General features: G+C 62.0%; 10 protein-coding genes and 1 pseudogene. 7 read left to right on the top strand and 4 right to left on the bottom strand.

What is annotated here, in order from left to right; genetic code table 11:
- The first annotated feature begins 126 nt into the window (after positions 1-126).
- Together pdxY and BKP54_RS30000 are read left to right on the top strand one after the other, a co-directional pair.
- Positions 127-1,007, top strand: a pseudogene (gene pdxY / locus BKP54_RS30005) (pyridoxal kinase PdxY).
- A 69-nt stretch (positions 1,008-1,076) separates the two neighbouring features.
- Entirely contained in the window at positions 1,077-1,724 is a 648-nt protein-coding gene (locus BKP54_RS30000) for a carbonic anhydrase (protein WP_025425278.1), read from the top strand.
- 223 nt (positions 1,725-1,947) lie between these two features.
- On the opposite strand, the gene BKP54_RS29995 is transcribed toward BKP54_RS30000, so the two are convergent.
- Positions 1,948-2,769 carry a lytic transglycosylase domain-containing protein gene (locus BKP54_RS29995; RefSeq protein WP_025425277.1) on the bottom strand — a complete coding sequence of 274 codons (822 nt, stop codon included), beginning with the start codon at positions 2,767-2,769 and terminating at the stop codon, positions 1,948-1,950.
- A 207-nt stretch (positions 2,770-2,976) separates the two neighbouring features.
- Positions 2,977-4,011: an aspartate-semialdehyde dehydrogenase gene (locus BKP54_RS29990; protein ID WP_025425276.1), complete on the bottom strand. Its 1,035-nt coding sequence runs from the start codon at positions 4,009-4,011 to the stop codon at positions 2,977-2,979.
- 389 nt (positions 4,012-4,400) lie between these two features.
- On the opposite strand from BKP54_RS29990, the gene BKP54_RS29985 reads away from it, so the two are divergent.
- The 5 genes from BKP54_RS29985 to BKP54_RS29965 all read left to right on the top strand — a co-directional run bounded on the left by BKP54_RS29985 (position 4,401) and on the right by BKP54_RS29965 (position 10,730).
- Positions 4,401-6,152, top strand: coding sequence for an alkaline phosphatase (locus tag BKP54_RS29985; RefSeq protein ID WP_025425275.1), 1,752 nt, complete (start codon positions 4,401-4,403; stop codon positions 6,150-6,152).
- 109 nt (positions 6,153-6,261) lie between these two features.
- Entirely contained in the window at positions 6,262-6,726 is a 465-nt protein-coding gene (locus BKP54_RS29980; RefSeq protein WP_025425274.1) for a hypothetical protein, read from the top strand.
- Between the two features lie 3 nt (positions 6,727-6,729).
- Positions 6,730-7,419, top strand: coding sequence for an ATP-binding cassette domain-containing protein (locus BKP54_RS29975; protein WP_025425273.1), 690 nt, complete (start codon positions 6,730-6,732; stop codon positions 7,417-7,419).
- Positions 7,416-8,669 (top strand): FtsX-like permease family protein, encoded by a 1,254-nt coding sequence (locus tag BKP54_RS29970; protein ID WP_025425272.1) that lies wholly within the window; start codon positions 7,416-7,418, stop codon positions 8,667-8,669. Before BKP54_RS29975 ends, BKP54_RS29970 begins: the two co-directional genes overlap by 4 nt.
- 171 nt (positions 8,670-8,840) lie before the next feature.
- Complete coding sequence (locus BKP54_RS29965) at positions 8,841-10,730, top strand: MFS transporter (RefSeq protein WP_025425271.1); 1,890 nt, start codon at positions 8,841-8,843, stop codon at positions 10,728-10,730.
- Positions 10,731-10,792: 62 nt separating this feature from the next.
- Here the strand turns inward: BKP54_RS29965 and BKP54_RS29960 are convergent, their stop codons facing one another.
- Together BKP54_RS29960 and leuB are read right to left on the bottom strand one after the other, a co-directional pair.
- Complete coding sequence (locus BKP54_RS29960; RefSeq protein ID WP_025425270.1) at positions 10,793-11,482, bottom strand: phosphatase PAP2 family protein; 690 nt, start codon at positions 11,480-11,482, stop codon at positions 10,793-10,795.
- A gap of 292 nt (positions 11,483-11,774) precedes the next feature.
- Positions 11,775-12,553 (bottom strand): 3-isopropylmalate dehydrogenase (gene leuB, locus BKP54_RS29955; protein WP_084815341.1); only part of this gene is annotated, 779 nt, incomplete at its 5' end.

The following is a 12,553-nucleotide window of genomic DNA, read 5'->3' as shown; positions in this document are numbered from 1 at the left end:
TTGCTCGAATTTCGATGAAAAAGCACGAAAACGCCAGCGGCTCGTGCGGAACCTGTCTGCCATAGCCTGTTGACATGGCGGTGACAGTCGGTGATCAGAGTTCAAATCGAAGGATTGGACTGGCCGATGCCCGAAATGCCCTCCTTGCCTGGTGCCGTCATCGTCATTTCTAGTCACGTGGTTCGCGGCACGTCGGCAATCGGGCGGTTGTCTTTGCCTTGGAGACGCTTGGCCATCCCGTCTGGGCTCTGCCGACCGTCATTCTGCCCTGGCATCCCGGCCATGGCCATTCGACGCGCATCACGATACCGGACGCGGAATTCCAGTCGGTGATCGACGATCTGGCTCAGGCGCCCTGGGCCGGCGAGGTCCGGGCAGTCCTGTCAGGCTATCTCGGCTCGGCGAGCCAGGCAGAGGGCGTTGCCCGGCTGGTGACCGCCTTGCGCGCCCGCAATCCTGATCTCGTCTATGCCTGCGACCCGGTGATCGGTGATGCCGAAGGGCTCTACGTGCCCGAAGCGACGGCGATTACCATCCGCGACCGGCTGTTGCCGCTTGCAAGTCTCGCCACGCCCAACCGGTTCGAACTGGCCTGGCTTGCCGGCGCGACGCTCGAGACCAATGCGGCAATCCTTGACGCGGCGCTGGGGCTTGGTCCCTCGCGCATGCTGGTCACGTCGGCGATTCCGATGATGAAGGGCGGGACGGGAAATCTCTATCTCTCCGGCAACCATGCGCTGCTCGCCGAACACCGGCTGATCGAGAACCCGCCGAACGGCACGGGCGATCTGCTGGCGGCGGTGTTCCTGGCGCGGCTGCTGGAAGGCCTCTCCGAGGAGCGCGCGCTTCAGATGGCGACAGCCAGCGTGTTCGAAATTATCGCGCGCACGGTCAAGCGCGGCGCCGATGAACTGACGCTCGAACAGGATGCGTCCAGTCTCTCGACGCCGATGGCGATGGTGCAGATGCGGCGCTTGCTGCATCCGAGCCAGATGCGGCGGAAATAGAAGAAGCTGTTCACGGCACGCCGTCGGATGGCTTGGTGGATTGAACTCTCGACAGCAGCGGGGTAACCGATGGATATGCAGCGTTTTCCAGACCACCTTCTGAACGGCTATCATAACTTCATGAGTGGTCGCTTCAGCGAACAGCAGCAGCGTTACAAGACATTGGCGGATAGCGGGCAGAAGCCCAAGACCATGGTCATTGCCTGTTGTGACTCCCGGGCAGCGCCCGAGACGATCTTCGACAGCGGCCCGGGCGAGCTCTTCGTCGTGCGCAACGTCGCCAATCTCATGCCGCCCTACGAGCCGGACGGACACTACCACTCGACGTCGGCAGCTCTGGAATTTGCCGTCCAGTCTCTGCGTGTCAGCGACATCGTCGTCATGGGCCACGGACGCTGCGGCGGCATCAAGGCGGCGCTTGACCTGGACGCCGAGCCCCTGTCGCCGGGTGACTTCATCGGTCGCTGGATGCACCTCTTGAAACCGTCCGCCGAACAGATCCAGAGCAATGACGTGATGACCCAGGCCGAGCGGCAGCGCGCTCTGGAGCGGGTTTCCATCCGCAACTCGATCGCCAATCTTCGCACCTTCCCCTGCGTCCAGATTCTCGAATCGAAGGGCAAGCTCCAGCTTCACGGCGCCTGGTTCGACATTTCGACCGGCGAGCTCTGGGTGATGGATCCGAAGAGCGGCGACTTTGCCCGTCCAGGTATGTGATAGAAGCCAGAGAAAAAGCCCGGTCCTTTCGAACCGGGCTTCTTTTATTTCATAAGCTTTGATCTTTTGTTTTTGCGCTGTCGTTATCGCAAAACCGCTGCGCACCTTTGCGCAACATGCGTTAGAGCGTCTGCGGTTTAAGCGGAGTCGCAGAAACGCTCTATCTCCTTGTTTCTACGCATTTCCTGACGGAAAACCGCTTCGCACTTTTCCTGGAAATGCTCTAGTCGCCGTCAATTTCCGCGCCGATGATGGCGATCGCCTGCTGATAGACGCTGGCGGCGTTCCAGCCCTGGATCGCGCCGAAATTGGCCTGTCCCGGCTGATATCCGGCGCCCGGCTGCCAGCCGTGTCCACGCAGGAAGTTCGCGGTCGAAGCAAGCGCGTCAGCCTTCGAGCGGACCATGTCGATATGGCCGTTGCCGTCACCGTCGACGCCGTATTTCAGAACGTTTGCCGGAAGGAACTGGGTCTGTCCGATTTCGCCATGGGCAGCGCCGCGTGCAGCCGGGCTGAGATCGCCGCGCTGGACGAGCTGGAGCGCCGCATAGAGCTGGTTGGTGAAGTAGTCGGACCGGCGGCAGTCATAGGCGAGCGTCGAAACGGCTGAGAGCGTATGCTCCTTGCCCATGAAGCCGCCAAAGCCGGTTTCCATGCCCCAGATGGCGATCAGCGGGCCGGCCGGTACGCCGTAGCGCCGTTCGATGCTGTTGAAGAGCGCCGCATTCTGGGCCTTCATCTTCTTGCCGCGCGAGATGATCGTCTGACCGCCACGCTTCTGCATGAACTGGCTGAGCGAGAGCTTGAAGCTTTTCTGGCCGCGGTCGGCGCGGATCGTCGCCTTGTTGTAGGAAACGCCGGAGAGCGCCTTGTCGAGCGCCGCAGGGCTGATGCCGTTGCCGGAGGCTTCCTGCTTGAACTGCGTCATCCAGGCCGCGAAACCGCTGCCGTCGTTGCCGCACTGTGCCGCCGACGCGGTCGCCGGAAGGATCGCCGTTGAAATCAGGGCCGCAAGCCCAATCGCTACGCACTTTGCCGTGTGCATGAAATACCCCGTCATTGCCCAAATCTGGTTGCCGTTAGGAAGATGCCAGCCTTTGCCGGCTCTGTCACCCGCCCCTCATTGGCGGAAATTTCCTAACGGTTTCACGTGAATCCGATCAATTTTGCGCACGGATCCGTGAAACAGGAAACCCCGCAGGCCGATAACGGGCCAGGCGGGGTTCTTATTCGTGCTTTACCGTCTGTTTGTTCAGGCGGCCTGCTTCTTGGCGCGGATCAGACCGCGGTTGATGAGCAGCTCGGCGATCTGGATCGCGTTGAGTGCCGCACCCTTGCGCAGGTTATCGGAAACGACCCAGATGTTGAGGCCGTTTTCGACGGTTGCGTCTTCGCGGATGCGCGAGATGTAGGTCGCGTCTTCGCCGGCGCACTCGTAAGGCGTTACGTAGCCGCCGTTCTCGTGCTTGTCGACAACAAGGCAACCCGGTGCTTCGCGCAGGATATCGCGCGCCTCGTCAGCGGTGATCTCGTTTTCGAACTCGATGTTGACCGATTCCGAATGGCCGATGAAGACCGGGACGCGCACGGCCGTGCAGGTCACCTTGATCTTCGGGTCGAGCATCTTCTTGGTCTCGGCCAGAACCTTCCACTCTTCCTTGGTGTAGCCGTCTTCCATGAAGACGTCGATGTGCGGAATGACGTTGAAGGCGATGCGCTTGGTGAACTTCTTCGATTCGATCGGGTCGGCAACGAAGACCGCACGGGTCTGGTTGAAGAGTTCGTCCATGCCGTCCTTGCCGGCGCCGGAAACCGACTGGTAGGTCGAGACGACGACGCGCTTGATCTTGGCGTGGTCGTGCAGCGGCTTCAGCGCGACGACGAGCTGGGCGGTCGAGCAATTCGGATTGGCGATGATGTTCTTCTTGGTGAAGAGCGTGATCGCGTCCGGGTTCACTTCCGGCACGATCAGCGGCACTTCGGAGTCGTAACGCCAGGCCGAGGAATTGTCGATGACGACGCAACCCTGCTGGCCGATCTTCGGCGAATACTTCAGCGAAACCGCGCCGCCGGCCGACATCAGGCAGATATCGGTATCGGAGAAATCGTAGTTTTCGAGGTTCTTGACCTTGAGCGTCTTGTCGCCGAAGGAAACTTCCGTGCCCTGGGAACGGGCGGAAGCAAGGGCGACCACTTCATCGGCGGGAAAGCCGCGTTCCGAAAGGATGTTCAGCATCTCCCGGCCGACATTGCCGGTGGCGCCTGCGACTGCAATCTTGAAACCCATGATCTAAGCTCTCTTTTTTTGTCTCTCCTCGTCGGGTGGAGGGGGAAACCGCGCGATCCGCCGCGAGGGTTCCTGTCCCCGGCCAAACCGGGGAGAGAGCGGAGGGCCAGAGACGTCAGACGGTTTTCGTCGTCGTTTTGGCCGTTGTTTTGAAGGAAGCTGGAAAACGCATATCCTGCCCGGCGATTTCTGCCAGGACGCTGCTGTCAGCGAAGTTGTGTTCGCGGCGAAGCATGGAATGCCTTCCTTTCCGAGGCTCGTAATAATTGTTTCTATCGGCGAGTCAAGCGTGCGATGCTTGGCGCCTGCAAACGTGATCGCAATGTCATGTCGCTGTCATCGCCGGGCGTTACGACCGCGCAATCCGACACCTCAAAGGGACGATTGCCATGCGTATGCTTCTTGCCACCCTCTTTGCCACGACGGTTCTGGCCCACGCCGCTCAGGCCGCAGACGTCTATCCCATTGATCGCGCGACAATTCTTGCCGGTTCCCCGTTCGATTTCAAGGTCGAGCTCAAGAGCGCCGTCAAGGCGGAAGACATCAAGGTGACCGTCAACGGCCAGGACTACAAGGCAGCGCTCGGTGCCGAAGCCGCCTATGTCGCGATGGAAAAGGGCAAGGAAGACAAGGAGCTCGGTTCGGCCCTGCTCCTGCGCAACGCTATAATTGGCGCACCGGGCAGCTACAAGGTCGAAGTGACGGCTGGCGGAGAGACGAAGACCGTGACCTGGCACGTCTATGCCACGGCGGAGCAGCCGAAGGTCAAGAACGTCATCTTCCTGCTTGGCGATGGCCTTTCGGTTGCGCACCGCACCGCCGCCCGCATCATGTCGAAGGGCATGACCGAGGGTAAGGCTAATGGCCGCCTCAACATGGACGACCTCGAGCGCATGGCCTTCATCGGCACGTCGGCGACCAATTCGATCGACACCGACAGCGCCAACACCATGTCGGCCTACATGACCGGCCACAAGACCGTGATCAACGCCGTGGGCGTCTATGGCGACCGCACGCCCGACAGCCTCGACGATCCACGGGTCGAGACCATTGCCGAAGCGCTGCGCCGCCAGACGCAGAAGTCGATCGGTCTCGTCACGACCTCGGAAATCGAGGACGCCACGCCGGCCGCCGTCGTCGCCCACACCCGCAACCGCAGCGACAAGGCCGAGATCGTCGGCATGATCTACGACGTCAAGCCGGAGGTCATCCTTGGCGGAGGCTCGGCCTATTTCCTCGGCAAGGAGACGCCCGGCTCCAAGCGCAAGGACAACCAGGACTACATCAAGCTTTTCCAGGAAGCCGGTTATGCGCTTGCGACCGACAAGAGCGAACTTGCCAATGCGCCCGCCGACGGCAAGCTTCTCGGTCTGTTCCACACCGGCAACATGGACGTGACGCTTGATCGCGAGTTCCTGAAGAAGGGCACGGTCGAAAAGTTCCCCGGCCAGCCAGGCCTTGTCGACATGATCAAGACCGCGCTCGACAGGCTGTCGAAGAACGAAAACGGCTTCTTCCTGATGGTCGAGGGCGCCTCGATCGACAAGATGAGCCATCCGCTCGACATGGAGCGCGCCGTCGTCGAGACCATCGAGTTCGACCAGGCGGTCGGCGTTGCCCGCGCGTTCGCGAAGAACAACCCGGATACGCTGGTTGTCGTGACCGGCGACCATACCCATGGCGTCTCACTGCTCGGCATCATCGACGACACCGTCGAGGGCAAGGAAGGCCGCGACAAGGTCAAAACAGGCGCTTCGGCGGGCTTCCCGAACTATACCGACGAGAACAAGGACGGCTTCCCCGACAAGATCGACGCGAGCCGTCGTCTGGCGATGTTCGTCTCAAACTTCCCCGACTACTACGAAACCTTCAGCCCCAAGCTGGACGGGCCGTTCGAGCCGGCGGTGAAGAACGAGAAGGACGAGTATGTCGCCAACGAAGCTTACAAGGACATGCCCGGCGCCGTGCTGCGCGTCGGCATCCTGCCGAAGGACGAAAGCACCGGCCAGCACACGGTCGACGACGTCGTGCTGCAGTCGGAAGGTCCGGGCAGCGAGGGCTTCAGAGGCTACATGGAGCAGAGCGACGTCTACCGCGTTCTCGTCGATGCGCTTGCCCTCGGCGTGAAGCAGACCAACTGATCGTTTGAAACCCGCCTCCTCCCTGAAACGGGGAGGAGGCTTCACGCTGACGTTCATTCCCGGCCACATCACGCCCATGCGCTGCCGGGGTACTCTTGGCGATAAGACGATGACCCTACCGACACCCATATCCTTGAGCCGTCGAGCTGTGCTCGGCCTGATTGCCGGCGCGGTTGTCGCGTTCGACGGGCATGCGGCCCTGGCCGACGCCAGTCTCACTTTCGATGAGCTCTACGGCAAGGTCAGTGTACTCGGCCTCGAATTCTCGACAAAGGTGAAGAGCCTTGCCGGTCAGGAAGTCCGCATGCGCGGCTTCATGGCGCCGCCGCTCAAGGCAGAGGCAGCGTTCTTCGTGCTGACGGAAGTTCCGATGGCGCTTTGCCCGTTTTGTTCGTCGGATTCCGATTGGCCGGACAATATCGTCGTCGTCTATCTCGGGGAGAAGCAGACCTTCGTGCCGCCCGGCCAGACGATCGAGGTTCGCGGGACACTGGAGGTCGGCTCCTGGACCGATCCGGAGACCGGATTCGTCAGCCTGCTGCGTCTGCGCTCGTCTCAATTTTACGCGGTCTAGGGCATGCTTGGTCTTCAACTCGCAGGCGTCGATGTCAGCTTTCCCGGACTTGCCGCACCCGCTCTTGCGATCGACAGCCTTGACGTCGCCGCCGGCAGCCGTGTGGCGCTCACAGGTGCGTCAGGATCCGGCAAAAGCACGCTGATCAGCATCCTGACCGGGCTCGAGCGGGTCGGACAGGGCCGCATCCTCTGGGGCGATGTCGATATCTGCGCGCTCTCCGAGGGCCGTCGTGACCGTTGGTGCGGCGCCAATATCGGTCTGGTCCTGCAGGACTTTCATCTTTTCCCCGGCCTCAGTGCTCTGGACAACGTTCTGCTGCCGACAAGGCTCTCCGGCGCGATGAGCCGTGATGTCGGCGCCCGTGCTGAACATCTGCTTCTGCGTGTCGGCCTCACCCGGCCGACCCAGATGATCGAAACCATGTCGCGCGGTGAAATGCAGCGGGTGGCGATCGCCCGCGCGCTTTTGCGCAAGCCGGGTGTGGTCATTGCCGACGAGCCGACCGCCAGCCTCGACAGCGACGCCGGCGAGACCGTCGGCGACCTGCTGCTCGAGCTTTCACGCGAAAGCGGCTGCACGCTGATCGTTGCGACGCACGATCTGGCGCTGACGCGGCGTATGGACCGTCGCATCCGGCTTGCCGCCGGGCGCATCGTCGAAGATGGCCTCATCGAGGAGCGCGCGGCATGATCGGTTTCATCCTTGCGGATCTGCGCCGCCTCTGGGCCGGTTCGCTCGTCGTCGTCCTCCTGGTTGCGTTGGCGACGGCGCTCGGCGTCGCCGTCACCTTGCAGGAACGGGCGCTTCGGCTCGGCAGTGCGCGTGCTGCCGACAAGTTCGACCTCGTGATCGGCGCCCCCGGCAGCGAGACCCAGCTCGTGCTTTCATCGATCTTCCTGCAACCCTCGCCGCTGCCGCTGATGGAAGGCACGGTTCTGCCGCGCCTTCTTGCCGATCCGCGCGTCGCCTCCGCAGCACCGGTCGGCTTCGGTGACAGCTTTGGCGGCTATGCCGTTGTCGGCACCTCCACCGGGTTGCTTGCGGAACTCGAACAGCTTGCCGAAGGCCGCGCCTTTGCCGCCCTTGGTGAAGCGGTTGCCGGCGCCGCCGTCGATTTGCCACTCGGTTATACGGTCAAGCCGACCCATGGACTTGCCGAACTCGGCGGCCACGCCCACACGGAACTCGCCTATCGCATTGTCGGGCGCCTCAAGCCCACGGGCACCGCCTGGGACCGTGCCATTTTGGTTCCGATGCAGGCGGTCTGGGCGCTGCATGGAATGGAAGCGGCGGAACACGATGATGCCGACGATCACGCGCATGACGAGGCCGCGTCCGGTGTCGAGGCGGATCACCCTCATATCGATGCGGACGCGGCGCTCGACGAGAATTGGAGCAAGGCCACGCCCGGCCTGCCCGCGATCCTCGTCAAACCGAAATCGATCGCCGACGCCTACAAGCTCCGGCAGGACTATCGCAGCAACTCGACACTGGCGGTTTTTCCCGGCGAGGTGCTGACGAACCTCTATGCGACACTTGGCGACGCCAAGCGGGTGCTCGTGGGAGTGACGACGGGCGCTCAGGTTCTGGTCGCAGCCGCGATCCTGCTCGTCACGATCCTGCATGTCGGCCAGCGCCGACGGCAGATCGGGGCGCTTCGTGCCTTCGGCGCGCCGCGCACGGCGGTGTTTGTCATCGTCTGGAGCGAACTGTTTGCGCTGATTGCCGCCGGTGTGCTTTCCGGTTTCGCGCTTGGCTTCGGTGCCGCAAAGTTCATAGCCGGATATCTTTCCGGTGAGAGCGGCGTTGCCATGCCTGTCATGTTCGCTGCCGGCGACGGATTTCTTGTCTCTGCCATTCTCGTCTTCGCCGCCATCCTCGCCGTCCTGCCGGCCATGATCGCCTACCGGCAATCGCCGGCGGCAGCCCTTCGCGCCTGAGGTCTCTGGCTTCTTAGACGAAAGTCATAAGCCGAAAGCATCCCTGCCTGCGGCCCTCCTTTTCTGACATCCTGTGATCAGGCGCACCACGTTCGGACGTTCAAGGGAGGAATTGTCCGAGCCAGCCAATGGGCGCTCCAATGGGCTGTTTTGGAGTGGAGGATAAACAAAATGGCAAATGTCGCGACAGCGGACGACACAAAAGCACGTCCGATGACCGGCGAGGAGAAGAAGGTCATCTTCGCCTCGTCGCTTGGTACCGTATTCGAATGGTACGATTTCTATCTCTACGGTTCGCTCGCCGTTTACATCGGCGCGACCTTCTTCAGCTCCTACCCGGAAACGACGCGAAACATCTTCGCGCTTCTGGCGTTTGCCGCGGGCTTCTTGGTTCGCCCGTTCGGCGCTCTGGTCTTCGGTCGCCTCGGCGACCTCGTCGGCCGCAAATACACCTTCCTCGTGACGATCCTGATCATGGGTCTGTCGACCTTCCTGGTCGGCATCCTGCCTGGCGCTGCCTCGATCGGCATCGCTGCGCCGATCCTGCTCATCGCTCTGCGCATGCTTCAGGGCCTGGCGCTCGGCGGTGAATATGGCGGCGCTGCAACCTACGTGGCCGAACACGCGCCGCACGGGCGTCGCGGTTACTTCACCTCGTGGATCCAGACCACGGCAACGCTCGGTCTGTTCTTGTCGCTGGTGGTGATCCTGCTCGTCCAGTACCTGGTGGGCAAAGAAGCGTTTGCAGCCTGGGGCTGGCGCGTTCCGTTCCTGGTCTCGGTCGTGCTTCTCGGCGTTTCCGTCTGGATCCGCCTGAAGATGAACGAGTCGCCGGCCTTCAAGAAGATGAAGGAAGAGGGCAAGGGTTCCAAGGCACCGTTGTCGGAAGCCTTCGGCCAGTGGAAGAACGCCAAGATCGCGCTTCTGGCACTGTTCGGCGCCGTCGTCGGCCAGGCCGTCGTCTGGTACTCCGGTCAGTTCTACGCGCTGTTCTTCCTGACGGGCGTGCTCAAGGTGGACGGCCAATCGGCCAATATCATGGTCGCCGCCTCACTGCTGATCGGTACGGGCTTCTTCGTGCTCTTCGGCTGGCTCTCCGACAAGATCGGCCGCAAGCCGATCATCATGGCCGGCCTGCTGCTTGCCATGCTCACCTACTTCCCGCTGTTCAAGGCGCTGACCTGGGCCGGTAACCCGGCGCTCGCTCAGGCCCAGGCAACGGTACGGGCGACCGTGACCGCGGCACCGGGCGACTGCAAGTTCCAGTTCAACCCGACCGGTACCGCGAAGTTCACGACCTCGTGCGACATCGCAACCGCGTTCCTGACCAAGAACTCGGTTCCCTATGACGTGGTAACGACCGCTGCGGCGGGGACTGCCGCGACTGTGGAGGTCGGCGAAACGACGATCAACAGCTATGACGCGATCGCTGCAGGCGATGGTGCCAAGGCTGCCAACGCCGGCTTCGAAAAGCAGACCAACATGGCTCTCCATGATGCCGGCTACCCGCTGGTTCGTGGTGCGGCAAAGGTTCCGGAATCCAAGCTTGACGGCTTCGTCGCCGCCAATCCGGAACTGGCGCTTGATGCCGCTGCCGTTCGCGGCGGCGAAAAGACCATGGTTCCTGCCGACAAGCTCATTGCCGACAAGCTCCTGACCAAGGACGAAGTCGGCGCCGCCACCGAAATGGCTGTCTACACGATCGCCAAGGGCGGCAGCTACGCAATGGTGGCGGATCCTGCCAACGTCAACTGGACGATGATCATCGCCGTTCTGACCGTTCTCGTCATCTACGTGACGATGGTCTACGGCCCGATTGCCGCCCTGCTGGTCGAACTGTTCCCGACCCGCATCCGCTACACCGGCATGTCCCTGCCCTACCATATCGGCAACGGTTGGTTCGGTGGCTTGCTGCCGGCCACGGCCTTCGCGATGAGCGCGGCTCAGGGCGATATCTACTACGGTCTCTGGTACCCGATCGTCTTTGCGGGCATCACCCTGGTCATCGGCATGTTGTTCCTGCCGGAAACCAAGGATCGCGACATCCACGCGATGGACTAAAGACTTCCCCGAGAGGCATCACGGCTCTCCCGACTCCGGCGCGGCTTTCCGCGCCGGCTTTTTTATGGGCGGGAGCCTGTTCGCTTTGGGATAGGCCAACCGCCCTCGTCGGCGCGGAAAAGCCAGCCGCGTTTGGCGAAGAGAAACGCCACCATCATAGATGTCCATAGGCCAAGCAGCAGCCCGGCAGCAACGTCGCTCGGATAGTGGGCGCCGACGATGACGCGCGAGACCCCGATGACCAATGCCATCACGAAAAACAACGGCCGCAGCTTCGGCAGAAGCATGGCAAAGGCGCCGAAAAAAGCACCCGCCGCCGTCGAATGACCGGATGGAAAGCTTTCGAACAGGGTGTCGCCGGTAAACGGCGTCAGGCTGTAGGCACCGAGATCCACCAGAAGCTCGGGCCTTGCCCGCCCGATCAGGAACTTCAGCACATGCACGAGCACACTGGCAGTGCCGATCGTCAGCAAGAAATAGGCAGCAAGGTTGCGGACAGTTCGGGCTTTGCGCTGAAACGGCGCCTGGCCAACGGCACGCTGCAGGATGAAGGCGACGGCAAGCACCAGACCCGAGACATAAATCATCCAGCCGAAGGTGCCGAAGTCGGTAATCAGGCGATTGAAGGCGACGATGCCCTCGGGCAGTTCCTGCGCCCGCGTCGACAGAAACGGATCGAGCGGAATGAAGGCGAGTACGAGGATCAGTGTCGTCACCAGGATCCATCCGGTTGATGCGAGCGGTCGGTTCATGTCGGCCTTTCCAAACGGTCTGCATGCGAGAATGCGGTCCCTCGCCGCCCCTCATTGCTCGCAGCATCTGCCTGCATGTGTCGGTTCGGCCGTCGAATTCAAGACTGTCGAATGCAAAACACCTCCGGATCGCTCCGGAGGTGTTCTGACAACTTGCGGGGCGCTGCCCGATCGGGCGCGCCTCTTGCTTGAACGTTTCCGCTTCAGACGATGCCGCGGAAACGTTCAAGCTTTTTGTTTTACGCATTTCCTGGCGGAAAACCGCTTCGCACTTTTCCTGGAAATGCTCGTATCAGGCAGACAGCGCCTTGAACTCGGAGAGGATGGCTTCGCCCATTTCGACGGTTCCGACCTGGCGTGCGCCTTCGGCCATGATGTCGCCGGTGCGGATGCCCTTGTCGAGCACGGTGGCGATCGCCTTTTCCAGGTTGTCGGCTTCCGTCACCAGGTTGAAGGAGTAGCGCAGGCACATGGCAAACGAGGCGATCATGGCGATCGGGTTGGCGATGCCCTTGCCGGCAATGTCAGGGGCCGAACCGTGCACCGGCTCGTAGAGCGCCTTGCGCTTGCCGGTGACACCATCCGGTGCACCGAGCGAGGCCGAAGGCAGCATGCCGAGCGAGCCGGTCAGCATCGCCGCCACATCCGACAGCATGTCGCCGAACAGGTTGTCGGTGACGATGACGTCGAACTGCTTGGGCTGGCGCACCAGTTGCATGCCGCCGGCGTCAGCCAGCATATGCTCGAGCTGGACATCGGAATATTTCGCCTTGTGGGTTTCGGTCACCACCTGGTTCCACAACACGCCCGACTTCATGACGTTGCGCTTTTCCATCGAGCAGACACGGTTCTGACGGGTGCGGGCCAGTTCGAAAGCAACGCCGGCGATGCGCTCGATCTCGTAGGTGTCGTAGACCTGGGTGTCGATGCCGCGCTTCTGGCCGTTGCCGAGATCGATGATTTCCTTCGGCTCGCCGAAATAGACACCGCCGGTCAACTCGCGCACGATCAGGATGTCGAGGCCTTCGACCAGTTCCGGCTTCAGCGACGATGCGGCGGAAAGCGCCGGAT

Source organism: Ensifer sp. 1H6, from assembly GCF_001976035.1.
Classification (GTDB): domain Bacteria; phylum Pseudomonadota; class Alphaproteobacteria; order Rhizobiales; family Rhizobiaceae; genus Ensifer; species Ensifer canadensis.
The sequence above is the reverse complement of the archived record's forward strand: the minus strand, read 5'-3'. Positions and strand labels throughout refer to the sequence as shown.